Source organism: Bacillus sp. BC05(2025) (assembly GCF_056725905.1).
Genome location: NZ_JBWYRA010000001.1, coordinates 738,210 through 764,371 on the forward strand (window position 1 = coordinate 738,210; position 26,162 = coordinate 764,371).

At 35.0% G+C, this 26,162-nt stretch carries 27 protein-coding genes; 9 read left to right on the plus strand and 18 right to left on the minus strand.

All coding sequences use genetic code 11. From position 1 onward, the window contains the following. Nucleotides 1-10 precede the first annotated feature (10 nt). From ACZ76X_RS03905 to rraA, 7 genes are all read right to left on the minus strand, one after another. Nucleotides 11-733 (minus strand): YwiC-like family protein, encoded by a 723-nt coding sequence (locus ACZ76X_RS03905; RefSeq protein ID WP_479849608.1) that lies wholly within the window; start codon nucleotides 731-733, stop codon nucleotides 11-13. 184 nt (nucleotides 734-917) lie between these two features. Continuing rightward, nucleotides 918-1,619 (minus strand): ECF transporter S component, encoded by a 702-nt coding sequence (locus tag ACZ76X_RS03910; RefSeq protein WP_479849609.1) that lies wholly within the window; start codon nucleotides 1,617-1,619, stop codon nucleotides 918-920. Next, nucleotides 1,592-3,253 carry an ABC transporter ATP-binding protein gene (locus tag ACZ76X_RS03915; RefSeq protein ID WP_479849610.1) on the minus strand — a complete coding sequence of 554 codons (1,662 nt, stop codon included), beginning with the start codon at nucleotides 3,251-3,253 and terminating at the stop codon, nucleotides 1,592-1,594. Before ACZ76X_RS03915 ends, ACZ76X_RS03910 begins: the two co-directional genes overlap by 28 nt. Then, nucleotides 3,226-4,104, minus strand: a complete 879-nt coding sequence (locus ACZ76X_RS03920; RefSeq protein ID WP_479849611.1) for an energy-coupling factor transporter transmembrane component T — start codon at nucleotides 4,102-4,104, stop codon at nucleotides 3,226-3,228. Before ACZ76X_RS03920 ends, ACZ76X_RS03915 begins: the two co-directional genes overlap by 28 nt. A 27-nt stretch (nucleotides 4,105-4,131) precedes the next feature. Further along, nucleotides 4,132-4,962, minus strand: coding sequence for a DUF4430 domain-containing protein (locus ACZ76X_RS03925; RefSeq protein WP_479849612.1), 831 nt, complete (start codon nucleotides 4,960-4,962; stop codon nucleotides 4,132-4,134). Nucleotides 4,963-5,019: 57 nt separating this feature from the next. After that, entirely contained in the window at nucleotides 5,020-6,807 is a 1,788-nt protein-coding gene (locus ACZ76X_RS03930) for a DUF4430 domain-containing protein (protein ID WP_479849613.1), read from the minus strand. A gap of 338 nt (nucleotides 6,808-7,145) precedes the next feature. Continuing rightward, nucleotides 7,146-7,625 carry a ribonuclease E activity regulator RraA gene (rraA, locus tag ACZ76X_RS03935; protein WP_088609512.1) on the minus strand — a complete coding sequence of 160 codons (480 nt, stop codon included), beginning with the start codon at nucleotides 7,623-7,625 and terminating at the stop codon, nucleotides 7,146-7,148. A 200-nt stretch (nucleotides 7,626-7,825) separates the two neighbouring features. Here rraA and ACZ76X_RS03940 point away from each other — a divergent pair, with 200 nt between their 5' ends. The 4 genes from ACZ76X_RS03940 to ACZ76X_RS03955 all read left to right on the plus strand — a co-directional run bounded on the left by ACZ76X_RS03940 (nucleotide 7,826) and on the right by ACZ76X_RS03955 (nucleotide 11,134). Next, nucleotides 7,826-9,256, plus strand: a complete 1,431-nt coding sequence (locus ACZ76X_RS03940) for a YfcC family protein (RefSeq protein WP_479849614.1) — start codon at nucleotides 7,826-7,828, stop codon at nucleotides 9,254-9,256. Between the two features lie 240 nt (nucleotides 9,257-9,496). Beyond that, nucleotides 9,497-9,640: a hypothetical protein gene (locus ACZ76X_RS03945; RefSeq protein ID WP_479849615.1), complete on the plus strand. Its 144-nt coding sequence runs from the start codon at nucleotides 9,497-9,499 to the stop codon at nucleotides 9,638-9,640. Nucleotides 9,641-9,705: 65 nt separating this feature from the next. After that, nucleotides 9,706-10,464, plus strand: coding sequence for a MerR family transcriptional regulator (locus ACZ76X_RS03950; RefSeq protein ID WP_479849616.1), 759 nt, complete (start codon nucleotides 9,706-9,708; stop codon nucleotides 10,462-10,464). A gap of 13 nt (nucleotides 10,465-10,477) precedes the next feature. Continuing rightward, nucleotides 10,478-11,134, plus strand: coding sequence for a GAP family protein (locus tag ACZ76X_RS03955; RefSeq protein ID WP_479849617.1), 657 nt, complete (start codon nucleotides 10,478-10,480; stop codon nucleotides 11,132-11,134). Between the two features lie 299 nt (nucleotides 11,135-11,433). On the opposite strand, the gene ACZ76X_RS03960 is transcribed toward ACZ76X_RS03955, so the two are convergent. The 5 genes from ACZ76X_RS03960 to ybaK form a co-directional block, all read right to left on the minus strand. After that, nucleotides 11,434-12,405, minus strand: a complete 972-nt coding sequence (locus tag ACZ76X_RS03960; protein ID WP_479849618.1) for an alpha/beta hydrolase family protein — start codon at nucleotides 12,403-12,405, stop codon at nucleotides 11,434-11,436. Nucleotides 12,406-12,420: 15 nt separating this feature from the next. Beyond that, entirely contained in the window at nucleotides 12,421-13,545 is a 1,125-nt protein-coding gene (locus ACZ76X_RS03965) for a helix-turn-helix domain-containing protein (protein WP_479849619.1), read from the minus strand. A gap of 284 nt (nucleotides 13,546-13,829) precedes the next feature. Further along, the gene (locus ACZ76X_RS03970; protein WP_479849620.1) at nucleotides 13,830-14,375 is read right to left on the minus strand and encodes a GNAT family N-acetyltransferase; all 546 of its coding nucleotides are present in this window, start codon (nucleotides 14,373-14,375) and stop codon (nucleotides 13,830-13,832) included. A gap of 204 nt (nucleotides 14,376-14,579) precedes the next feature. After that, nucleotides 14,580-15,221, minus strand: a complete 642-nt coding sequence (locus ACZ76X_RS03975; protein ID WP_479849621.1) for a class I SAM-dependent methyltransferase — start codon at nucleotides 15,219-15,221, stop codon at nucleotides 14,580-14,582. Between the two features lie 323 nt (nucleotides 15,222-15,544). Further along, on the minus strand, nucleotides 15,545-16,021 hold the full coding sequence (gene ybaK / locus ACZ76X_RS03980; RefSeq protein ID WP_479849622.1) for a Cys-tRNA(Pro) deacylase: 477 nt from the start codon (nucleotides 16,019-16,021) through the stop codon (nucleotides 15,545-15,547). 340 nt (nucleotides 16,022-16,361) lie between these two features. Here ybaK and ACZ76X_RS03985 point away from each other — a divergent pair, with 340 nt between their 5' ends. From ACZ76X_RS03985 to ACZ76X_RS03995, 3 genes are all read left to right on the plus strand, one after another. Further along, nucleotides 16,362-17,639: a histidine--tRNA ligase gene (locus tag ACZ76X_RS03985; protein WP_479849623.1), complete on the plus strand. Its 1,278-nt coding sequence runs from the start codon at nucleotides 16,362-16,364 to the stop codon at nucleotides 17,637-17,639. A gap of 162 nt (nucleotides 17,640-17,801) precedes the next feature. Continuing rightward, entirely contained in the window at nucleotides 17,802-18,113 is a 312-nt protein-coding gene (locus tag ACZ76X_RS03990) for a hypothetical protein (protein ID WP_479849624.1), read from the plus strand. Nucleotides 18,114-18,374: 261 nt separating this feature from the next. After that, nucleotides 18,375-18,974 carry a hypothetical protein gene (locus tag ACZ76X_RS03995; protein WP_479849625.1) on the plus strand — a complete coding sequence of 200 codons (600 nt, stop codon included), beginning with the start codon at nucleotides 18,375-18,377 and terminating at the stop codon, nucleotides 18,972-18,974. Nucleotides 18,975-19,033: 59 nt separating this feature from the next. Here the strand turns inward: ACZ76X_RS03995 and ACZ76X_RS04000 are convergent, their stop codons facing one another. After that, a complete protein-coding gene (locus ACZ76X_RS04000; RefSeq protein WP_071758723.1) occupies nucleotides 19,034-19,414 on the minus strand; it encodes a winged helix-turn-helix transcriptional regulator in 381 nt (126 codons plus the stop codon). Nucleotides 19,415-19,542: 128 nt separating this feature from the next. Here ACZ76X_RS04000 and ACZ76X_RS04005 point away from each other — a divergent pair, with 128 nt between their 5' ends. Both ACZ76X_RS04005 and ACZ76X_RS04010 read left to right on the plus strand, forming a co-directional pair. Next, on the plus strand, nucleotides 19,543-20,223 hold the full coding sequence (locus ACZ76X_RS04005; protein WP_479849626.1) for an NAD(P)H-dependent oxidoreductase: 681 nt from the start codon (nucleotides 19,543-19,545) through the stop codon (nucleotides 20,221-20,223). 150 nt (nucleotides 20,224-20,373) lie between these two features. Further along, nucleotides 20,374-20,658 carry a DUF1292 domain-containing protein gene (locus ACZ76X_RS04010; protein ID WP_479849627.1) on the plus strand — a complete coding sequence of 95 codons (285 nt, stop codon included), beginning with the start codon at nucleotides 20,374-20,376 and terminating at the stop codon, nucleotides 20,656-20,658. A 47-nt stretch (nucleotides 20,659-20,705) separates the two neighbouring features. On the opposite strand, the gene ACZ76X_RS04015 is transcribed toward ACZ76X_RS04010, so the two are convergent. From ACZ76X_RS04015 to ACZ76X_RS04035, 5 genes are all read right to left on the minus strand, one after another. Further along, nucleotides 20,706-21,764: a pyruvate kinase gene (locus ACZ76X_RS04015; RefSeq protein ID WP_479849628.1), complete on the minus strand. Its 1,059-nt coding sequence runs from the start codon at nucleotides 21,762-21,764 to the stop codon at nucleotides 20,706-20,708. A 92-nt stretch (nucleotides 21,765-21,856) separates the two neighbouring features. Then, nucleotides 21,857-22,567, minus strand: coding sequence for a hypothetical protein (locus tag ACZ76X_RS04020; RefSeq protein WP_479849629.1), 711 nt, complete (start codon nucleotides 22,565-22,567; stop codon nucleotides 21,857-21,859). 337 nt (nucleotides 22,568-22,904) lie between these two features. Beyond that, complete coding sequence (locus ACZ76X_RS04025; protein WP_479849630.1) at nucleotides 22,905-23,663, minus strand: SDR family oxidoreductase; 759 nt, start codon at nucleotides 23,661-23,663, stop codon at nucleotides 22,905-22,907. 56 nt (nucleotides 23,664-23,719) lie between these two features. After that, nucleotides 23,720-25,378 (minus strand): putative ABC transporter permease subunit, encoded by a 1,659-nt coding sequence (locus tag ACZ76X_RS04030; RefSeq protein ID WP_479849631.1) that lies wholly within the window; start codon nucleotides 25,376-25,378, stop codon nucleotides 23,720-23,722. Then, nucleotides 25,371-26,096: an ABC transporter ATP-binding protein gene (locus ACZ76X_RS04035; RefSeq protein WP_000570194.1), complete on the minus strand. Its 726-nt coding sequence runs from the start codon at nucleotides 26,094-26,096 to the stop codon at nucleotides 25,371-25,373. The genes ACZ76X_RS04030 and ACZ76X_RS04035 overlap by 8 nt, the downstream gene beginning before the upstream one ends. Nucleotides 26,097-26,162 lie beyond the last annotated feature (66 nt).

Genomic DNA, 26,162 nt, shown 5'->3' on the forward strand with positions numbered 1-26,162 from the left:
GGAAGCTTTTTCAAATGGCATACTTCATAATTATTACCGTTATGATTAAAAAATATACAGAATTAGCAATTTCTAAAATCCCTACTTTTATAATAGAAATCTTTTTACCGTATAACATAACTGCTCGAATGACACTCGGTATAAAAATAAGAGAACACAACGGATTGATAGCAAATACAATGATTGTTAATAGAATATGATAACCCCATGATATAAGCCGATACTTCGGGTTATTTTTCTCGCGTATCATCGTTTTCACATAAAACGTACTTCCTAAAAAATATAAAAATGAAATAAGCGCAATAAATAATGCTGTTTTATCTATAAGTTTCATTGAAAAATAATAGCTAACTAAACCACCAATACAGAAAACAATAATCGCACTGATGTCATTTAGTAATGCTCTTTCATTTTTTTGATGAGCGTAATACATATTTACTATAAATAATGGAATCATGAATACTACGAATAAAAGAATGCGCCATTCATATAATAGAGAAATCATTCCAAATACGAACGCAATGATCAAATATACAATTGTAGCATGTAAATACTCTTTTTTTCGTCTTTGCTTTATGTACGTAAGAAATGGATACGTAGCTAAATAGATAAAGAACCAAGCTAAAAACAACGGAATATGATACATAGTAGGTTTCCCAAGTATGACACTTAATAGAAATGGTATAACGAGCATGGCCCATGCACCGTGTTGCTTCGGAATAACTAACCTCATTAACTATACACCTCCTCTTCGAAAACATTTCTCACCTACTATTATACAAATAATCTCATATAATAACGGAAGTATATTGGATCAATTTTTTGACAATAAAAAATGCTCCTTACAATATGTAAGAAGCATGAATGAGGCAAACGAATATGTAAGTCGCGACCCTACCTTATATGAGTATGCTTTTCTATGCCATGTTATGCTTATCTAATATGCCATATTTCTTTTTAAATCTTGTAAGAATCGTAATCCAAGACGTACTAAATAGTAGTAAGAAAATAACATTCGAAATGGCATGACTCAAATCGAAATAAAAACTTGCAATATAATATGAAACGACTGCTTCCCACGTTGCCTCACGTATAAAACCGAGAAGCCCCCATAAGTTCATAATCCAGCCAAATAAAAATCCAACAAACAATCCGTATAGAAGTCTTCCCCATAGCTTTTTCATTAAAAATGTATTCCGTAATAACCCAGCTATAAAACCAATCATCCCCCACGAAAACATTTGCCACGGCGTCCACGGACCTTGTCCTAAAAAGATGTTAGATACGATAGCCGCTGTTGCACCGATCATAAAACCAGTTTCACTTCCAAATACAATTGCAGAAACGATAATGACAAAAGAAGTCGGCTGTACACTTGGTAAAAGAGAAAATGGTACGCGACTAACTGCTGCAATTGCTGCTAACACAGCAACGAGAACAATTTCACGTGAAACAAACGCCTTTCTTTCAAACCGGATATAGAACGGTAACATAATAACAACTAATAAAAACAAACTACTTAACATGTAATAACCGTCCATGATAAGTGTCGTAACGAGCAAGGTGGCTATTATAACTGCAAAAATACATATTATGAATGCAACATATCGTTTGGACACGCTTCGTACACATCCTCCCACGTTAATGCATATGGCAACTCTTTTCGAATGAATCGATTGATAGAGGTTGTATAAAAGAAGTTACCACTGAAAAATTCTTTCGGTGCATCATTCATAATGACTGCTCCGTCAAATAACATCATACATTGATCAACGTATTTCGCTGCAAATTCAATATCATGCGTTGCCATTACAATTGTTGTACCTTCTTTTTGCAATTTCCTAAATAGCTCTCCTACTCGTTCTTTCTTCCATGGATCTAACCCCTTCGTCGGTTCATCCAGTAATAATAAAGTCGGCTTTGATAATAACGTCGTACATAACGCGAGTAGTTGTTGCTCACCCCCGCTACAATCATGCGGATGGCGTTCTTTAAGCGAGCTCAACCAAAACTGTTTTAGCATATCTTCTGCTATTTCTTTTCCTTGTTCTCGGTATAATTCACGTGCACGTTCATACACTTCTTCCCACACTGTATCAAATGTAAAATGATAATATGGATGCTGCGATACATACCCAATCCTTTTAAATCGTTCTTTCGAATCAATTTTATATATCACTTTCCCATTCCACTTTACTTTCCTTCTTCTCGCTTTTTGCAACCCAGCTAATATCGTTAACAGCGTAGACTTCCCTGTCCCATTCTTTCCAACGAGAGCTACCCATTTTCCTTTTTCAATCGATACAGTTAAATCTCGTAAAATAAGCGGACTATTTTTTTCATATTGGAACGAAATATGCTCTGCACTTAAAATGACTTCTTGCTTTTCACCTTGTACTATTGGCTTATTTACATATGATATCGCTGAAAAATCATTCATTTTCATTTGTGCTTCTCGCACTGTAAACGGAATATCTTTCGCATTCCATTCTAAAAACAATCTTGGAATTTGCGGAATAAACGGACGGAATTTTTCTACTTCCCACATGTTCGCTACAACCGTTTTCGGACTACCGTCATACAAGATTCTGCCGTTATTCATACAAATAACGCGCGTTGCAAGTGGTATTACTTCATCTAAACGATGTTCACTTAACACAATCGTAATGCCAAGTTCTTCGTTAATACGTTTTAACAATCCTAAAAACTCTTTCGCAGCAATAGGATCTAATTGTGCTGTCGGTTCATCTAATAATAATAATTTCGGCTGCATAACTAATACCGCAGCTAAATTGACAAGCTGCTTTTGCCCGCCAGATAACGTATGAACAGATTGGTGCAATAAATCTTGAAATCCTAAGAAGCTAATAAGCTCTGCTATTCGTTTTTGAATAATATGTGATGGTAATCCGATATTTTCTAAAGAAAATGCTAATTCTTGAATAACTGTATCCATTACGAGTTGATTTTCTGGATTTTGAAATACCATGCCAATTTCTTGCGCAGATAATAAATCAGGTACTTCCTCTAATAAAACGTCATCATAAAAAATTTCTCCTGAACGTGTACCGATTGGAAGTAATTCCTTTTTAAAATGTTTCAATAAAGTCGTCTTCCCAGAGCCTGATCCGCCGGCAAGTGCAATAAACTCTCCTTTTTGAATAGAAAGAGAAATATGCTGTAACGCATATTCGTTTTCATCAGCATATACAAATGATAAATTGTTTATTTCTGCATGCGCCACCATATCCATTCCCTTCCTTCCATTATAATTGGTAAACTAATAAACATCGTAAGTACGACAAACATCATTCCATCGTATTGCTGAAACAAAATAGATTCGACTTTCGGATAAATGATTAACTTCCCTCCGCCATACGTACTACATATAATAGCAATGATAAGTAGAATACTTAAATAACTGAGCGTATACCAATCTCGCCTTTCCATTCTATACCGAATATACGTCGTACGCTTCGTTACACCAAATCCACGAGCTTGCATAGAATCTGCCGTTTGCAGTGCATCTTCTAACGAACAAATTAATAATACTTGCAGCAATTGCATACCATTTTTCACCCGTTCCACAATGGAACCTGCGTCTACTTGTACACCTTTTGTTTTTTGGACGAGTGTTATTTTCTGTAATCGCCTCATAAACAAAGGAACAAACCTCACCGTAATCATCGTTAACAATGCTACTTTCGGTGAAATTCTAGAAAACAAATATAAAAATTTATGACTTGAAATAATATCATTATACGAAGCAAACGTAAACATAATCGCAACTAGTAATAATCCCATTACTACTCCAAACATAATCGCCTCAAGCTTAATGCGGCTATCACCTAACCAAAATAATGTAGTTCGACCTCTATGTGTTAATAACGAATTAAATAAAATGACCATAAAAAAGAAAACAAATGTGCTCGGTAACAACTTTCTTATCTTTTCGCTATTCCCTTGCATTATATTGATTATGACAATTAATAGTATTGCCCCAATTAAAAAAAGAGGATGAAGACACATCATACATAGTATCATCACCCCGATATAATAGAAAAAATTCACAAAAGGATGTAAAGAAGAAAAACTTATTTTCATAGTCCTTTACCGAATGCCTTTCTTAATTTAGTATACATACACCCATTCGATTGTATCTCCGGGCTTCACTGTAACTACACCCGCACTATAGTTTGGAAACGAACCGTTTACACGATATTTCCATCCGCTATTATCGTTTACATCTTTTTCATATAAATCATTAATACCTTTTACGTAAATATCACCTTTAGAACCCATTGCATCCACATCTAAACCTGTACGTTGCAATACTTTATAAACTGTATCGCCTTCTTGTATATCCATTTTTCTCGCACCCAATAAGTAGCCTTTATCACCTTTTACTGAGATCGTGACTTGTTTTGCTTGTGGTTTTGGTGGTACTGGATCTGGTTTTTTTGGTTCAGGAGTTGGAACGGCCGGATTTGGTATCGTTTTCTCCTCTTTATTCGGATCAACCTTTTGCTCCTGCTTCGGTGTTTCCTTCGGCTGATTCACAACCTTTGCTTCTTCTTTTACTTCTTGCGCTTTCGGTTGCTGCTCTTGTTGTTTCTCTTCTTGTGCTTTTTGTTGTTCTGGTTGCTTAGTAGCGACAGGCTGTTCCTGCGGTTTTTCTTCTTTCTTTACTTCCGGTTGTGCTTGTGGCTTTTCTTCTTTCGGCTTCTCTTCTACTTTTTGCTCTTGCTTCTCTTTCTGTTCGTCTTGCTTATTTTGCTCTTGTTCAGCTTGTTTTTCCTCCGGCTTTTCTTCCGGTTTCGCTTCAACTTTTTTCTCTTCTTGTTTTGCTACCTCTTCTTGCTTTGGTTCTACTTTTTTCTCAGGCTTTACAGCTGCCTCTTCACATCCGGCAAGTAGCCCAAGTGAAAGCATTAAAGAAATAAACCACTTCATCTTACTCATGTTGTCTCTCACCTTTCATATTAAAAATTAGGAGCAAATAATTGCTCCTAATTTTTGTTAAGCTGCTTTACGTCTCCATAATACATATGCAGAAGCAATACATAATACACCCATACCTACTTCTGTAGCTGCACTATGAGAAGAGGCTCCTGTTTTTGGTAACGTGCTACCGTTTCCTGACTTTTTGCTTTTAACTGGTTCGTTATCAACAACAACTTTTAGCGTGTCATCTTTCGTTTCTTGTTGTACTTGTTTTTGTTCTTCTGGTTGTTCAGTAACTTCTTTTTCTACTACAACATTTTCTGCATCCACATTTGGTTTCGTATCGATTTCAGGAACAGATACATTTGACCAGTCATAAATCGATTTCCCAAGATCTTTAAACTGAAGTAAAGCTAATAATGCTTGCTCTGTAGCCATTCCGCTACCGTTTTGATCACTTGGTAACCATTTAAATTCACCATTTGGAAGTTGATATGACAATAGATTTTGCACTGCCTTATGTAGACGGTTTTGATCTACATTTTTCACAAGTGATAATCCAATAATTGCTTGCGCAACACTATTAGAGTTTTCTTGTCCATCAGCAGAAAAACCACCATTGTCTAACTGTTCTTTATATAAATAGGCAACAGCTTTTTCTACAGCTGGCTTCACATCTGGTCGATCTTGATAAGGAGCTAATGCTGATAAAACCATACCTGTTACATCAACGCTACTAGCACTGTCTTTACTACTTGCGCTATCATAAGTCCAGCCGCCATCTGTATGCTGTGCGTTTAAAAGCGCATCTACTAAAGCAACTCGATTCCATTTTGAATTCACTGGCACTTCATATTTCTTCGTATCAAATGCAAGTAAAGCAAATGTATAACCTGTAACAGAATTCACTTTATCTGATTCGTACAATTTTTGAACTAAATTATGTTCGCCAACCTTTGTAGGGTCTGCTTGCATTGCATTCATCATAATAATTGTTCTAGCTAAATCTGTCGCTGAAAAACGGTTAATGCGCTTTTCTACTTTTTCAGTTACTGACTTAACATAGTTTAATTTCGCCTCAATTGGAACATTCTTTCCAGAACGAGAAAGACCTAAAGCTACCCAATCACTTTCAATTCCATCTTGTAACATTTTTTCAGATGTCTTAGAGATTGCGTCATTTACTTGCGCTGCTGGAATTTGAATGTTCTCTTGCTTTGGTTGTTCTACCTTTTCATCATTTGTTTTTGTTCCATCTGATTTTGGATCATTTGTCTTTGGTTCTTCTGGTTTTTCTTGTTTTGGATCATCCGTTTTCGGTTCTTCTGGTTTTTCTTGTTTCGGATCATCCGTTTTTGGTTCTTCTGGTTTTTCTTGTTTTTGGTCATCTGTCTTTGGTTCTTCTACAGTTTTACAAGTACCAAATTTATCTAATGTTTGCTGTAATGTTTCCTGGCTCATATTGCTCCAGTCTGAAACAAAGCGGAAAACAACAACATCACCAGACTCTAATTTATAACTATCTGCCCCAACTTGTGCAGATGTATCATTTACATCGTACGTCCAGCCGCTTGTGTCTCCAGCCATTAAGCCGTCAATGCCTTTGACATACGTTCCAAACGACATCGTCTCTGCTGTTACTTTGTCCCCCATGACTTTTTGCAGCAAACTTAAAGCTGTTTCCCCATCTGTAATCTGCTCTTCTTTCGGACATAACATAATGCCCTTTTGTGATTCACCAATAATTGCAAGTTTTGCTGTATTTCCTTCAGCAAACGTAATATGTACTGTATTCGCAAAAGAAACAAATACAAGTGTAACTGCCATTAACGACGTAAGCAGCCATTTTTTCAACATTGCCATCCCAAAATTTCCTCCCTTACTACTATTCACACAAAAAAAGACCCTTCAAGGGCGTGCAATTGACACTCTTTTTTTGTAAGTGTCGAACAAACTGTGCAACACCTCCTACCCGCATCATTCGCGGCTATATTTGTATAGGAAAAATAATTTTGTTTATGAACGTATCATTGTGATAACATTCACTTTTCTAGGCACTACTTACTTCCATTTCAGTTATCGTAAAACGATAAACCTATACATTCTGTTAATTATAAATTTCTGTATTATTTTACTATTGACAAAGAATTTTGTCCATGCTTTATCGGATTTATTTTCTAAGAATAGTAACTTACTAGCCTTTAACGATGCAAACTCTTTTCGCTAATAATGACGCCATCTTCATCCGCATACACGTATTCATTCGGCTTCCATTCTACTTGCCCAAATTGCAACGAAATATTCCGCTCTCCTTTTCCTTCCTTTATACTTCTATTTGGCATCGTTCCTAACGCTAAAATACCAATGTTAATATTCTTTAGTTCACTAGAATCACGAACATATCCATTCACAATAATCCCTGCCAGCTTTCTTTCCTCCGCAATAGCTGCCAAATTATCGCCCAGTAACGCACAATTCGTAGACGCACCGCCATCAACAACTAATACCGTTCCTTCTGGTAGTGTTTGCAATCCTTCTTTCACTAGTACATTATCATCCTTCACTTTCACCGTTGCAATTTTCCCGTGAAATTGTTCTTTCTTCCCAAAAGATCGAAAAGACTGGCGACATATTTGTAATTCTTTTTCAAACTCATCACATAGATCCGTAGTTTTCCACATCTTTTTCCCCTCTTTTCCTTATTCTTTCTATATAACATATTCTTGGATTCTTTTCGTTTCCCTGTCTAATGTTGCAAGAATTTGTATTGCGGGAAAAGGATAGAAAAACTATTGCCTTAGGAAGCTACCTTTATTATAATCTATTCCACAGATAAATTTCAGAATATTAAAAAATAACTAAGTGAAAAAGGAGGTTTTTTATGCAATTACATACCGAGGTAAAAAAGCAGCCAAGTAAACGAAAGTTTAAAATGCCTGACGCATACGTACTATTATTTTTTATTGCTTTACTTTGTGCCATAGCTACTTATTTCGTTCCTGCTGGAGAGTTTAAAAGAGTTACTAACGGTACTGTTACAACGACAATACCAGGAAGTTACCATTCTGTTCCACAATCGCCGGTAGGATTTGTTTCGTTTTTTACCGCTATTGAAAAAGGAATGACACTTGCTGCTCCTATCATCTTCTTAATTTTATTTACAGGTGGAGCCATTGCCATTCTTGAAAAAACAGGCGCTCTTGACGGTTTAATCTATCATGTTATTAACAAATTTCGTAATCAGCAATTACTTTTCATTTGTATTGTCGCCGCACTCTTTTCTATTCTCGGAACGACTGGCATTATCGTTAACTCAGTTATCGGCTTTATCCCCATCGGCATCATCGTTGCTCGCACATTGAAATGGGATGCTATCGTCGGCGTAGCAATTATTTATTTAGGCACTTATGCTGGTTTTAATGCTACTATATTATCTCCCTCACCTTTAGGCATTTCACAAAAAATCGCCGAACTTCCAATGTTTTCAGGAATTGGTTTACGCACAGCAATCTATATATCCTTTTTACTTGCTACCATCCTTTATATTAATTGGTATGTAAAACGATTAAAAAAATCGATTAAAGGAAGCATACTCGGAGATAACTGGTTTCCAAGTAATGCTCTTTCAAGCGAGAAAGAAATAGAGAAAACTGAAGTTCCTTGGACAATACGTCACAAATTAATTTTACTCGTTTCAGCTTTATCATTAATTGCATTTTTAATAGGTGCTTTCCGTCTACATTGGACAGATGCCGAAATGACCGCTACTTTTATTTTCATCGCAATTACAGCGGGAATAATAGGTGGCATGAAAGCAAACGATATCGCTTCTACTTTTCTAACAGGCTGCCAAAATCTCATATACGGTGCTTTGATCGTTGGAATGGCTCGTTGTATTTCAGTCATTTTAGAACAAGGCAAATTACTTGATACAATTGTGAATCAGCTCGCACAGTCTCTCGAAGGACAAAGCCCTGTATTTGGCGTTATTGGCATGTATGTAAGTAGTGCCGCATTACATTTCCTCATTTCATCCGGGACAGGAGAATCTGTTATTTTCATTCCGATATTAGCTCCACTTGCCGATTTCATGCACATTACACGCCAAGTTACAGTACAAGCTGTTATGCTTGGCGAAGGAGTAGTGAACTGCCTTAATCCAACTTCCGGTGTTTTAATGGGCGTTCTCGCAGCGAGCGGTATTTCTTACGGAAAATGGATTCGCTTCATGGCTCCACTTGCATTCATTTGGTTTATCATCGGACTTATTTTTCTTATTATTGGCGTGAATATTGAGTGGGGACCGTATTAAACTATGTAACTCTCTCCCCCTATCACTTCATTGTTATCTTATATTAATAATGCATGCAAAAAAGGATTGATTATTATAATCAATCCTTTTTTGTTTAATCCCTATTAGTTCAAATTATATATAAATGTATTAATAAAAATCAAAAGCACTTGAAGTTGACGTTGGGTCATTTTATATACTGTTAAGTAGCTACTATTTCACAATTTCATTAAAGAAATTAAAAAAATAGGAGGTTTTTAGATGAAACAAGGCGATATTATTATTTATGGATGTGTCATTATAGGTGCAGGTATCGGACTAACATTGAATCATGCATTTCCTGGTGTATTAATTGGATTAGGATCAGGTCACTTACTTAAAAATCTTTTTAGTAAAGAAGAGTAGATGTGGTATGAGGAAAATAATCGTTAACGATAAAATCTTAACGTACAGAAAGGTAGGTTTATCAGTTGATACACATTAATAAAGTTGGAGAACTGACAGGCGTTACAGTAAGGACACTTCGTTATTACGATAAAATCGGATTATTAAAGCCAGCATCAAAAACAGAAGGTGGCCATCGTTTATATACAAATGAAGAAATAAAAAAACTACAGCAAGTTCAATTTTTAAAAAAAGTTGGATTTCCGTTGCAAGAGATTAAAAATATGCTCGACTTCAATGAATGGGATTGGTCGGATAGTTTACAAAGTCAATTATCTTATGTAATAAAAGAGCAGGAACATTTAAAGAAAATAGAATTATCCTTACGGGAATTGATAAATGGAATTGCGCTAGAAGGAGAAGAAAGCTGGATTGCGATTCAAAAGATTATGCAATTATCCAGCAAAGATAAAGATATACAACAGTATTATCGCGAATCTGTATTTAAAGAAAAAGAAATAAAACTATTGGAAAAGGTTCCTAAAATGGCAAGTGACTGTTCTGATTCACTTGAATGGATTGCCCTCATTGGCCAGTTAAAGCGTTATATGAAGGAAGGCCCAAAAGCAACGAAAGTTCAAAATATCATAAGAAGAATGGAGGAAAAACGCTTAGAAGAATTTGAAGGTGAGGATGAATTTCTAAATAAGCTTTGGGAGATAAGAATGTCTCCCAAACAATCAGAGAAACTTAGTTTATATCCAATCGATCAAGATGTGCTTCAGTTTATGAACGAGGCATATGCCATTTTTATGACTGAAAAAAATAATACTGAGCCGAAATAAGGGGGAACAAGAAATGGATGCAGAACAACTTCTCCTAATAGGCGGCTTAGCTATATTAGACACGCTAAGCCCTACTACAATAGGAGTAACAATATATCTACTTTTAACAGATAAAGAGCGTCTCACGAAACGTTTATTCGTTTATTTATTGACGGTAGCTGGATGTTATTTTGTTGTTGGAGTTTCACTCATGCTAGGGTTAGGTTTTTTGTTTGAAATTATTTCTAGCGTATTTCAAAACCGAATCGTAAGCTGGACGTTATTTATTATTGGAGCCCTATTATTCATCGCAAGCTTTTATATTCCACCAAAGAAAAGTTCAAACCTCCCTTCACCAAAATCAAATAGCATTCTTTCCGTAATTGCGCTCGGATTCACTACTACATTAATTGAAGCGGGAACTGCATTTCCTTATTTTGTAGCAATTGGCATACTAACTACTTCTAATCTATCATGGGTAGAATGGTCTTCTATTTTAGCTGGATACAACTTTATTATGGTATTGCCCTCTCTCGTGCTGTTTCTCTTCTATCTCCTGTTTGGTCGGCGGATGCAAAAACCTCTCGAGAGGCTTCGAATGAAAATCGCTAATCATTCAGGGTCAGCGCTGTCATGGATTATGTGTATAGTTGGCTTCCTCTTAATATTAAATAGCCTAGATTATTTGTAGATTGTTGTATAATTGTTCTAACTTTATTTTGAGCCTACACCTATATTGATTTAGATAAAAGTTTTGAAGCGGAATATGAATTTATACTTCGAACCTTATACAAACACCCCTCTACAGAATTTAATAGCATATCAGATTGAATAAGAGGATTTTCTATAGCGATCTAATAACAAAAGTTTATTATCTTACTATAGAATATACAATCAGGGAGATGTGCTTGAACTTATACCTATTATTAATCTAAACCAATCCGTCTTTTACAGACAGTTACTCTCCTTTCCATCTCCCTCATATTCACTTCATGTTGATGCAGGGATCTTATGCGAGATAAAATTCGCACTTATCCAATTCACAATTATTTCTTCCAGCATCGGGTGAAGTGGCTTTCCCGCCCCTTCTTCATAATTCTTTTTAAACTCTAGAGCTCTGAACTCCCCTTCAAAACGTTTCAAACTATGATCCATATTTTTTACTACATGTACTTCAGAATCCCCCTTCACATAATCACCAATGCGCTTCGCTTTTTCAGGATCAGCCTGAATATCTTTATCACCAGCGATTGCTAGCACTGGACATGTTACTTGTTGTAAATCTTTATAAATGTCATGCTGAAAATGCTCTCTAAACCACTTTGCGTTCATCGGTTTAAAACCAACTTTAATCGTATCTTTTTCTGTGTTCATCATTTTCTCTTTTATTTTTTCCATCTGCTTCTCTCCACGTTTCTCCACATCGAGAAGGCGCATTAGTTTTCCCTTTATTCCTTTTTGTTCTTTTAATTCTTTATAAGCAATCTCTCTTTGTCTTTTCGTAGCTTCTTCTAACGATTCCGCAGCTCCTGTAAGAAGTATGAGTCCATTTACTGGTGTTCTTGCGTTTACTACAGTTGCTAACATACACCCCTCACTATGACCAGCTAAAATGATATTTTCCGGATCAACAAATGGTTGTTCCTTTACATACGTAATCGTAGCCTCTATATCACTAACTAAATCCCACATTCCAGTCTTCAGAAATTCCCCTTCACTCTTTCCTACCCCGCGCTTATCAAAACGGAGCGTCACTACTCCAAGCCTCGCAATTACATGCGCTAAGTCTTTATATATGTTCGCCTCAAGCTTTAGCGGTAATATCGTTCCATCACGATCAATCTCTCCAGATCCAGCGATGATGATAACCGCAGCATACTTCCCGTCAGCTTTCGGTTTAGTGAGTGTACCTTGCAAAGTAAATTCACTATTTATCGCTACTTCATATTCGTCAAAAGCCATAATTTCGTCCTCCCTCTAATCTTTTATATCCAATTTAAATTTCAAACTCGCTATTATATTTTTGTACTCTCTTACATCTTTCATAGGAGCGAAAACTGGATTCTCTGCAATACTTTGTAACATGCTTCGCTTTATAACCTCTTCACTTCTAACCGTTTTAGCACCGAGTGGAAATTCTGCAAACCATCCATCAATCGCATCAAAATAGGAATCTCCGTGTAAATGAAGGCTATTTTCTGTGAAACTAGCTGCACAAACTGTTGCGTATTTCCGCAACATTTCTAATGCTCTTTCAAAATCCCCTTGCATACAATGTACTTGTGCAGCAGCATAGTATACTTTTAAAGTCATATTGGGATGTAATGTTTCTATTTCATATATATCTATTAACATGAAAGCTCTATTTAAGATTATCTCTACCTTTTCAGCATTTGAAGCATTTACTACTACATAATTCGGTATTGTTGCAACAAGGTGTATTAAATGTTGGTACATACTAATTTGCATCATTTCATTTGCCTTGTCAGCATTTCCAAGCATTTGATACGCTTGTGCGATTAAATCCTCTTCTGGAAAGTTAGGACGTATCGTTTCGCCAAGTAATTGAAGCACCTCATTTGGTTTATTGAGTATAAGATAGCAAGTCGCTTGAAACGATACCGCCTCTTTCACAAGAGAAACATCATTACTTTCTTCCTGCACCCTGCTAAAGAGAGACATTGCCTCTTCTAACATTTCAATTCTTTTACCCGTATCCTCTGTTAACATGTGGTGATTAATAAATAGTAGTCCCATTTGAAGTAATAATGGAAAACAAGAATAATATTTTTTAATCATTTCTCTGCACTCTATCATTACTTCATCAAACGGTTCTTCACTAAAAGCTTCCGCTAGTCTATGATATAAATTTTTAATATCTTCCTGCTCCATTTGTGGGGTATAGCTAATCAGTTCATCAATACTTATGTTAAAGTACGATGCTAACAGTGGTAAAAATGTAATATCCGGATAACTCTGCCCTGTCTCCCACTTAGAAACAGACGCCTTCGTAATACCGATATACGCCGCTAACTCTTCCTGTGTAATTCCCTTTTGTTTTCTCTTATCCGCAATAATTTTATGAATGTTTATCTCCTTCACATCATCACCTCATACTTTTATTATATGCTTTTATTTCACACAAAATATGGATTTAAAGTCGACTTTCGTTAACAAAATCAACTGTTAGGAAACATCTCTTTAAAATTAAAGGCAGGAACATATTTGATATGTTCCTGCCTTTTTATTGTGGGGTACTGATACTAGCCATCTAGTTAAGATTTTGAAGTGCTTCAAAATCAAAAATTTCATCTCACCACAGTTTTCTATGAGAATCCAATGACCAGATTATTTACATAATTTTCGTTATTGGAAGTGAAATGGGCTTACAAATCCAAGCTGTTAATGATAGCCAATATTTGATGATCTGTCCATTTGCCATTAATCTTCAGATTTTCTTTAGCTATACCTTCTTTTTTAAACCCTACTTTTTCTAATACACGAATAGATGCTATATTGTCAGGCATAGCCCCTGCTTCAATTCTATGTAGTTTTAATTCTTTAAAAGCAAAGTCTACAACAAGTTGAAGAGCTTCTGTTGTATAACCCTTTGCATTATACTCTTTATCCAAAGTAAATCCTGTATAACAGCTTTGGACGTCCCCCCTAACAATTTGAGTTAATGAAATGTCTCCGATAAGTTTATCAGTTGCTCTTAAAAAGATTCCAAAAGGATATAATTGCCCTTCATCCTTCTTTTTTAATGCCTGTTCTAGACGTATTTTTTGATGTTCTTCTGTAAAAAAGGATTCTGGGAATAATGGGCTAACTCGTTGGAAAAATCCGCGATTTCTAGTAAGTAATTCAGCTAACTCTTTGGCGTCAGAAATTTTGTAAAGTCGAAGATATATTTGCTGTCCTACTAGTTTCATAAAAAACCTCCGATATTCTTTTAATACAATTTTATTCTCGTCAAATCTTATAAATTCCTTTTGTATATTATATTCATGTGAGATTAACATAACGTAACATTATCGGGATTCAATGTATTTAGAAGACTATTAAAGGTCCTCCAGATTGTTTAACTGGAGGACCTTCGTTTCCACATAATTATTATTATCAGAAGTTAAATTTTTTTATTTAATCTTGTAAGACACCCACCAAAAACACTGTCCCATATATATCTGTAAATCATTTGAAACAGGGAAAAATATATTTTTTAGTTCCTCCTCAGTGTAATAGTTTTTTATGATTTCATACTTCGTTCCATTGTCCAAAGTTCTTATTTTATATGTATTTGGATCATTTTCCTTATGTACTAAAGTTCCACCCATGGAATCTATATAAGTATTATCAGCCATAAAAACTGTTGTTCCAGAGTCAAGTTTATCGTGTAATTGCTTTAAAAATTCTTGAATTCTAAACTTTGGTATATGTGAAAACCAAAAGTTTGCAACAAACCCTTCAAAGCACCCAGGGATTTTATCAAGCTGATAGGCATCTCCTTGAAGAAAATTCACTTTAGAAGGAGGAATGTCTTTTTGACTTGCGATGTTTAATACTTCTTTGGAATAATCTATGGCCGTTATATATTTTGCTGTTTTAGCTATAAACTGTGTCCAATAACCTGTCCCACATGCTACTTCCAAAATAGATTGGTTCGTAAATAGTTTTTGAAGTTTCCGTTGAATGAGAGTTTGCTCTTCTTGACGAATTGGATCGTTTCTAAAATAAACCTTTTCATATTCACGAGCTCGTTCGCTATAATATACCTTCATAAATATCCCCCTTTGTACAAATTAACCAATTTTAACATTTTTCAGTTAATTTTGTATAGTGTTTTTTATGTTGGATATTCTATACAATCTCAGTTAACCTAATGTCTCATTATCAGTAGCAAGGAAAAAGGAGAACTCTGCACTTACAAAAGAATCTTCTTTTTTAGTTCTATAAATCTATACATTTTTTATACATTCCTATCCTAACGCAGTTTTAGTGTTCTTGTTTGTTACTGGACTAGCAAAAAAATGTAAAAAAAGGACAATCAGCCCCATAATAGACTAATTATCCTATAAACCTAGAGCTTTTTCCCTATGTATCATTATTTCGTTATTTCAGCAAACTGCGCTCTCGTCACTTTTGCCAAGTCATCCACTTTCAGCTCAATTTGTATACCAATTTTCCCGCCGCTTACTATCATCGTTTCAAGCGATTGTGCACTCTGATCAATGCATGTTGAAAATAACTTCTTCATTCCGACTGGTGAACAACCGCCGCGAATGTATCCTGACACTTTCGTAATATCTTTTACAGGAATCATTTCAATCTTCTTTTCACTAACCGCTTTTGCTGCTGCTTTCAAGTTCAGTTCTTCATCTACCGGAATGATAAACACATGATAATTTTTACTATTTCCTTGAGCAATTAACGTTTTATATACTTCTCTCACTTCTCGTCCAATTTTCTCTGCTACTGATACACCATCAATTTTTCCATCGTCTGGATCATATGACATCATCGAATATTCAATTTTCTCTTTATCTAATATTCGCATCGCATTTGTTTTATCTTTTTTCATAGTGGTCTCCTTAAACGGTTATTTCATATTATTAAGTTTTATTATACACCCTTTTCCATTTCTCCTACATAACTTCACGTATATTTCAAAACTAAAAATATTGATAATTCAAAAATCTTCTGATATAATTTGGAAAAACTTATGTTAAGGAGAGATTTGTCATGCGAAATGTTAATACATCTTTCCAACTTCATCATCATACGTAACGCCGTGTATCCGAAGAAAAATTTTTCTTCGTGGGTACAGGGCTTTTCCTGTTGACCCACGAAGCGTTCATAAAGCTATGTGGGTATTTTTATACCTGCATAGCTTTTTTTCATTTAAAAAAGGAGTGATTATGATGGAAATGAAAAATGTAAAAGGAACGAAAGACTATTTACCAGAGGAACAAGTACTGCGAAATAAAATTAAAAGAGCTTGTGAAGACACGTTTGAACGTTATGGCTGTAAACCGTTAGAGACACCAACGTTAAATATGTATGAGCTGATGTCATATAAGTACGGCGGTGGTGATGAAATTTTAAAAGAAATATATACACTTCAAGATCAAGGAAAACGCGAACTTGCCTTACGTTACGATTTGACAATTCCATTCGCAAAAGTTGTGGCAATGAATCCGAACATCCGCCTTCCTTTTAAACGGTATGAAATTGGGAAAGTGTTTCGAGAAGGGCCAATTAAACAAGGAAGATTTCGTGAGTTTATACAATGCGACGTTGATATTGTCGGTGTTGAGTCTGTCATGGCAGAAGCTGAACTTATGAGTATGGCGTTTGAACTGTTCCGAACGTTAAACTTAGACGTAACGATCCAATATAATAACCGAAAATTGTTAAACGGTATTCTTCAGACCATTAACATCCCTACTGAGTTAACGAGTGACGTCATTTTATCATTAGACAAAATCGAAAAAATTGGGATTGATGGCGTACGAAAAGATGTATTAGAGCGCGGAATTTCTGAAGAAATGGCTGATACGATATGTAATACTGTTTTATCTTGTCTAAAGCTTTCGATTGATGACTTTAAAGATGCTTTCAATAATCCACTCGTTGCCGATGGAGTAAACGAATTACAACAATTACAGCAATATTTAATCGCTCTCGGAATAAATGAGAATGCTATATTCAATCCATTTTTAGCGCGAGGACTTACAATGTATACAGGTACTGTGTATGAAATCTTTTTAAATGACGAATCGATTACATCCAGCATTGGTAGCGGCGGTCGATACGATAATATTGTTGGGGTATTCCGTGGTGATAATATGAGCTATCCAACAGTCGGTATTTCATTCGGCTTAGACGTTATTTACACAGCACTCTCGCAGAAAGAAACAATATCATCTACAGCGGATGTATTTATCATCCCACTCGGGACAGAATTACAATGCTTACAAATTGCCCAGCAATTACGTTCTACCACTTCCTTAAAAATCGAACTCGAATTAGCAGGACGCAAATTAAAACGTGCCCTTAATTATGCGAATAAAGAAAACATCCCTTATGTGCTTATTATTGGGGAAGAAGAACTTAGTACAGACACTGTTGTGCTGCGGAATATGAAGGAAGGTAGTGAGGTTAAGGTTCCCCTTTCCTCTTTAAGTAGTTATTTATAATACGAATCACCCTCGTTTGGGTGGTTTTTCTATTTTAAAGATAACGAAACAATTAGTTAACATAAAATAATTACATTCAACTAATAACCACAAATATTTAATATCCAATCACCTGTTAATTTTGGTAATATATAGATGTTAATTATTTTAGGAGGAATTGTTTTGAAAACCTACATACAAGCACTAAAGTGGATCACAGGGATCTATCACCTTTTATTACTTCCTTGCTATTATATATTTCCAAGTCTTGTTAATCTAGACGCGATACCTTTACTACTATTGATTGCTTTACATATTACTACTATTTTATTAGCTAACAAGGCAGGCAGGAATACGTACGCTCATTATATAGGTATTATCGTTACTCTATTTGCCTTCTTTCCTTATATAGACGTCGTTCTACATATTATAGCAGCCGTTTTCCTTTTATTAGATGCTGCTTCTACAAATGCAAAAGAAGTGTATGATTCATAGCTGGATAAAATGAAACTTTAATCAGTAGAGTTTTGAAGTCGGTTAGCAAATTGCAAAATTTACACACTAACTTTATTGTTAACACCCAAACAGGATTTACTTTTTAAGTAAATCCTGTTTTAATTTCAAATTACTCCCCTTACTCCAGACTAATAAAAGAATATTCTGTTTTATTTTTATAAAATTCTAAATATTTACAATAAAACTTAATTATCATACATTTTAGTTATGTAAAAAACTAAGTTTAAAGGAGATGAATGCATGCTTAAAAAATTGATAATAGGTGCAGCAGTAGCCATTTCAGCATTAACTGGCGGAATAGGGTCAGTATCAGCTAGTACCGAAAAGGATTATTCGATTACCTCTTTTGAATATGTAACTGTAGATGAAAAGACTGTAGATTCGTTTAATAAATTGGGTGCTCTATCTAAAGAAGACATAAAAATAACTGTAGTTCTACCGAAACAAAATCAAAATGGAGACTGGTTATCTTATGGATTTTCGAGCAAAAAAAGTTTAGATTCTTTTATTGAAAAAGATAAACAAAGGTTGAATCATACAATCAATCCCCTTGGTGTCGGAGGGAGCGGACCTAATAGTACAGATTTCTATGAACATGCAAATAAAGGTGGCGAGTATTTTTCTCTTAGTAGCGGTTTTAAAAATTTGCCTCCTAATTGGCAAAATAGGATTTCTTCTGTAAGTACAGCATCCCCTACTGCTAGCTATTCGACAACGCTATGGGATCGTACTTCAACTGAAGGATATGGTAAAGGTGTCGTCTTCAAACACTCTGATTGGTATGGTAAAACTGTAAACTTGAATGACTTTGCAATTTCAGCAGTTGAAGTTAAAAAGTAAAAAATATAGAAATAAAAGGTGTCTTCACATATGGAAAACACCTTTTATTTCTACAACTCTTAACTATTATTTTTCGTATTCCTACTCTCCAAAACTTTTTCCATATTTTGAGTCGCCCATTCCATCATTAATAGAATGATTGGACGTAGTGATTCACCAAGCTCTGTTAATGAATATTCTACTTTCGGAGGCACTTCACGATATACTTCACGATGTATAATGCCATCCGCTTCAAGTTCTCTTAGCTGCAGTGTTAACATTCTTTGTGTGATATTAGGTTTTAATCTTTTTAATTCATTAAATCTCTTTGTACCATCTAATAAATGATACAAAATAACCCCTTTCCATTTTCCACCAATAACCTCAACCATAGCTTCCACTGGACAAGAATATTTATTTAAAAATGGGTAATTTATATTATTTTCGTTTGAACAATCCATCATAAGTCCCTTCCCTTACCAATAGTATCTTTTTTGATACTATAACACATAAATGTGCGTACTTGTATCTATGTTACTTTAAAAATATAATTTACTTACAAAATACATTCATGAAAAGAGGAACTTTTATGACAAATACAAAAGAAATTACAAAAGAGGAAATTATGGAGGCCTTTCATTTCAGACATGCATGTAAAGAGTTCGATCCTATGCACAAAATTTCAGAAGAAGATTTTCATTTCATTTTAGAAACAGGAAGATTATCTCCTTCTTCTTTTGGATATGAACCTTGGAAATTTATTGTCGTACAAAATAAAGAATTAAGAGAAAAACTACAACCGCATTCATGGGGCGCTGGTGGGCAACTTGCAACAGCTAGTCACTTTGTTATTGTTCTTTCAAGAAACATTAAAGATATGCATTATGATGCAGAGTATATTAAACATATGATGAACGATATTATTGGATTACCTGAAGACACTCAACAAATTAGATATGAATTCTTCAAAAAGTTCCAGGAAACAGATTTTAACTTATTACAATCCGATCGTGCTGTATTTGATTGGGCATCTAAGCAAACTTATATTGCTTTAGGTAATATGATGACGAGCGCAGCTCAAATCGGTATTGATTCTTGTCCAATAGAAGGATTTGATAAAGAAAAAGTAGATTCTTTACTTCGTCAAGAAGGCATTATAAAAGACGATAATCTTGAAGCATCAGTTATGGTTGCCTTTGGTTACCGTAAAGAAGAGCCAAAGCGTGATAAAACAAGACAGACTATGGATACAATTGTTGAATGGATTTAGTCAGATAACACGCGCTCCTTATAGCTGTATACGCATACTAAAGAAGTAGAATTTGATTTTTCCTATGTATGAAATTGATTTTTCATGGAAAACTATATTAGTATGTATGCAGTTTAAACGCTCTATTTATTAGAGCTGGACAGGAGGAAAATGAATATGTCTGATATTGAAGTTGGCGAAGTGTTTACTCTTAGTGATGAGAATAACGAAGATCAGGAAGTAGAAGTACTTGGAGCAATGGATGTCGAAGGTGCTGAATATATTGCAGTTGCCTTTGTAGAAGACATTCAAACAGAAACTGAGGAAGACATTGATATTTTCTTTTTAAAAGTAGAAGAAGATAATGAGTTTTCATACATTGAAAATGATGAAGAGTTTGATAAAGTATCTGCTGCATTTGAAAAGATTTTGGATGAGCAAGAGCAAGAAGAATAGAAATAAAACACAAGAGGACGGATACATATCCGCCCTCTTTTTATTCATCACGCATCCAAAGACTTATGTAGCAATTCCAGTACATCGTTCATCACAAAAGGACCGTCTTTTTTCACATGCTCAGCGAATTCTGAAACGAGACGTAATGTTTTTACACTTTCAATCGGATGCTCGCCTGACGCACTTTCGGCAGAAAGCATAACAGCGTTCGTTCCGTCGAGTACAGCTTGAAACACATCAGTCACTTCAGCTCTTGTTGGAATAGAATGCTCTACCATAGATTGAAGCATTTGTGTCGCTGTAATGACATATGTATTCGTTCGATTACATTCCCGAATCATCATTTTCTGCAAGAGCGGAACAAATTGATACGGCAACTCTACTCCTAAATCGCCCCTTGCAATCATAATTCCGTCCGCTTCTTTACATATATCTTGAAAATTTTCGATTGCTTCCATCGTTTCTATTTTAGCGATTAAATTTGGCGAAGTTTCTTTATGCTGCTGTATAAAATCACGTATTTCTTTTATATGATCAGCTTTTCGCACAAAAGAGCATGCGATATAATCAACATTTTCTTCTAAAAGAAACTGAATATCTTGTTTATCTTTCTCTGTAATAGCCGGTAAACGAACGATTGCCCCTGGTAAGTTCACCCCTTTATGTGAGGAGATGTTACCACCTGTTTTGACCCTTGTTTCTATTTTGTCCGTACTTACCTTCTCAACGATTAACTCAACTTCACCATCATTAATTAAAATTCTACTTCCCACTTTCACATCATTCGCAATTCCTTCATAATCAACACTTGCTTCTTCATTGCTCCCTGTAACTGGTTGCGTATGTAAAAGAAAAGAATCTCCCGCCTGAAGTGTAATTTGTTCTCCGTTTATTTCACCTAATCTTATTTTAGGTCCTTGTACATCGCCTAAAATTTTTATAGAATCATCTAACGATTTGACTAAACGAATGATATCTTTATGACTTTCATGCGTGCCATGTGACAAATTCAACCTTACTATTTTCATGCCATTGTTTATTAACTGCGCTAACGTTTCTTTATGATTACTTGCTGGCCCAATTGTACAAACTCGATCGATTGTCATATTTATCAACCTCCTTTTTCGTTAGAATTCCCATAAACTTTCATTACACTCTCAACATAAAAAAGCCTACTCGTGTAAGTAGGCTTTTCAAACTACGAAAGTTTCGTTAATAACTGAGTCAAATCTTTTTTCGTTTTCGTCGTTAATGACTTCATTTTATTAATATCTATCTTTTCTTTCTCCGCTCCTACAATTAATGGGTACATACTTTGTCCAATTGTTTTAGATTCAGCTGGATGTGATGCTTCTAGCTCTTTCTCAATCACATCCCACTTTTCACTAATTTGTTTTCCAAGTTTATTTACTGTTTCTAATTTCGGATTGGCAGCTAATTGCTTGTCTAAGCTATCAACTAATGCAGCAACTTCTTTTACATTTGTTTTCACAGCTACACTTTTCTTCGGATCTTTCGTTGTTTTTCCGTCTGAGTTTGTACTTGTACTTTGATCTGTTGTTTTTCCGCTAGTCGTTTGATCATTCGTTTTTCCTGTCGTTTCTTTTTCTTTTGTTTTCACATTCTCATTTTGAGTTGACGTTTTACCGTTACTTTCTGTTCCTGATGATTCTTTCGTATTTTTTGCATCTTTATCTGTTTTTTCATTTGAAGAAGTATTTGTTTCTTTTTCAGTATCTTTCGTTGTTTTTGACGCTTCATCTGCACTTGTCGTTTTTGCTTCTCCTTCATTTTGCGCTGTTACTTGCTCTTTCTTTTCTGCCTCTTTATCTGCTGATGGACTACAAGCTGCCATAGTAAGCATTGTACCAATTGTTATCGATGCGATAGCGACCTTTTTCATTTTCATATAAATCCCCCTATGTTTACTTTATTTATCCTCCCCTTTACGATTCGATTTCCCCTTAAAAAATCCCTTTTCATACGAATCACCATCTTTCCGACAGTAATCTTCATAATAATACGTACAAAAACTGATAAATCAATTCGAATATTCGAGTTTCTTCTACTTCATTTTTCTGCTCGCAAGCAAAAGAAAAAGAGTATATTGTCACATGAAGAATTACGATCTTCATATGACGATATACTCTCCTATCAATTTTCTATCTTTCTTGACATTTTATTTATACAAAAAAATAAAATTTTCTTTCATTTTTTGTTTCTCAATAACAGTTAACATAATATGTTTATGAGTAACCACCGTTCGAATGAATAACTTGCCCCGTAATCCATTTTGCTTCTTCACTTACTAAAAAAGAAATTAAGCGTGCTGCATCCACTGATTCTCCAACTCTACCTTGTGGGAATTTCCACACTAAATGATGCTTCAGCTCCTCTGTAATCCATCCTGTATTCGTCGGTCCTGGATCAACAGCATTCACTGTAATCCCCTTCTCCATCGCAACTGGTGCTACTGATTTTGTAAATGCTTCAATTGCTCCTTTCGTTGCTACGTATGCTAGTTCATCAGGCATTGGCCCTAGCGACTGTCCTGAAGTAAGGTTAATAATACTTCCACTCGTTTTCAGTGCATAATGTTTTATAAATAAAGAACTTAATAACATAGTAGCGCGGACATTCACTGTATAATGTTTATCTAACTGTTCTACATTTAATTCTTCAATTCTCGTATGAGTAGAATACGCTGCATTATTAATTAAAATAGATGGATCACCTAAACGTTCTGAGACCATATAAAACAAACGATTTGGCGAATACGACTGCGATAAATTGATTTCTGCCATTTCACATCGAACACCGTAACTTTCAATCTCCTCTTTCAACAAAAAGGGCTCTTTGTCATGCATTCCCCACGGCATCGCTTTATCATACTGAGACCAGTACGTGAAAAAAATGTCTATCCCTTTTTGAGCAAGCACCTTGCATACAGCTGCACCAATTCCATTCAGACGAGTTGCCCCTGTTACAATTGCTATTTTCTCCACCTTTTCTCCTCCATCTATGGATAAATCCCCTGCACGGATACAGAGGATTTATCTTTTTATTGAATATTTGCCAATATGCGTTCTGCACCTATTTTTAACATTTTAATTAAAATATAGTTGGCAATGGTAAACAACACAAATAAAACAATGAACATAACCCATAGTCCTACTTGAAGGAAGAAGTATAATAAACTTACTCCCGCTACAATAACTAAAGCTATAAAAATATTCGCTAAGAAATTCCACAATGTTGTATAGCGACTCTTAAATAATTTCTGCTCTGTATCCCAATGTATATCCGCAGTTTGTGCATCCCAGCGTGTACCGATTAAATTAATTAACAGTAACCCGTTTGCACTTAGTAAAAACCACAGTAACATGAAAACAGGAGAAATCCCCGCTACAACTGCCATCGTAATACCGAATACTGCTAAAATGATCACATTAATTAACCAAGCAGTAATCGCTTTTGCAAAAAAGATATCCGAAGCTTTTACAGGTAAATAACGATTCACAAACCATGAACTTCCATCACGTGAAAATGATGTTGTTGCGATGACGTTACTTCCCATTAAAAATAGCGATGCACAAAGACCCACGCCAATTGCAAGACCTGCTGATTTCGGGTTATCAATATAACCTGTAATCCACTCTAAATTTCCATCTTGCACGAATAAAACAAAGAATAACATAATTGGCATAACGAAAGTTTGTACGATACAATTTAAGAAAAATTGTGGTGTACGGAATAACGTTTTAAATTCTTTTTTCACATACGCTTTTAAATGTGAACTTTGTACCGTTGATTTCTGTAAGCCTTCTGCTGAAATAACTTCTTTTTTTGCTGTACTCGTTGAAAGTCCAATAACCCCTTTTAAATATGTACGCTCTGCAATGTAATAAAACAACACAAAAAATACAAATGAAATAAGTGCAAAGATTAATACGTATAAAGGTCCCTTCCAATTTGCATTTTCTACTAATGCCACTGCTCCAAAATATGTAGTTGGAAAATAGTTTGTCATTTGTACTAGAAGAGAAGATTGGTTGTTCGCAAGATAATTCATAATTGCATCTTCAGAAAACGAACTTTTATTTTTCCACTGTAAAAACACATTAATTCCTACAATAAATAGTATACTTACGATTCCAATAAATATATTGCCTCGATCTTTATTTTTCGCTATATTTGTATACCTCATAATAACTGTCATCAGTAATGAAGCTAACACTAATGGCACAATCGGGAAGAGTAAGTAAATAAAAATCATATATATGTAATAGGTAATAAATGCGCTACTTTTTAACCCGTACGTAATAAAGATTGGTAATAAAATGAATGAACTCATTATGTATTGTGTAATTAATACTGTTAAAAATTTTGCCGAAATAATCTGGGCTGGTTTCAATGGTAACGGCAATAACATTTCAATGTCATTACTATAGTAAAATACAGTTAAAATGTTCGTTATACTCATTAAAAATACCCATATACTCGCAATCGCAAGTCCCATCGCGATAATCATCCCTGGGTCTTGCCCTAAATGCTTCATACCTTCATACATTCCGTGCGTGATAGAACCAAATATTAAAAAGCCGACAAATAAAATAGCTGCAAATGAAAACACATACGCCCATCGCTTCTTCTTATCTGTTATAAAATCTGCATAATTTAATTTTAATAATACTTTCGTTAACGTCCAAATTTTACTCATTGCCCGTCATCTCCAAGAACATTTTTTCAAGTGATTCATTGGATTTAAAGTGATCTCTCATTTCATCTAAATTCCCTTTGAACTGCAAATTCCCCTTATTAATAATCGCGACGCGGTCACATAATTTTTCTGCCACTTCTAATACGTGTGTAGAGAAAAATACAATCTTTCCTTTATCCGCATGTTCTCTCATCATTTCTTTTAAAATATATGCAGATTTCGGATCAAGCCCTGTTAACGGTTCATCTAAAATCCAAACATCTGGCTCATGCACGAGCACACCAATAATAACGATTTTTTGTCTCATACCGTGTGAGTAACTTTGAATTTGATCCGATAGCGCATTATAAAGATCAAATTTCTTCGCTAAAGACTCAATTCGTTCTTGGCGCACTTCTTTCGGCACTTCATACATATCTGCCATAAAGTTTAAATATTCAATTCCCTTTAATCGCAAAAACATATCTGGGCTATCTGGAACATAACCAAACGTCTTCTTCGCTTCCATCGGATTTTTCATAATATCTATACCATTAATCGTAATCGTCCCTTTGTCCACCCCATGAATACCTGTAATCATCTTAATTGTCGTTGATTTACCAGCACCGTTCGGCCCTAGAAATCCAAAAATTTCTCCGCTAGGCACAGATAAACTTAAATCTTTTACTGCATAGGTAGACCCATTATAACTTTTTGACACATTCGTAATTTCAATCATTCCATCCAATCCTTTCCTTAATTACCAAATAACTATATTAACATTATAGCATACTTCCATTTTTAG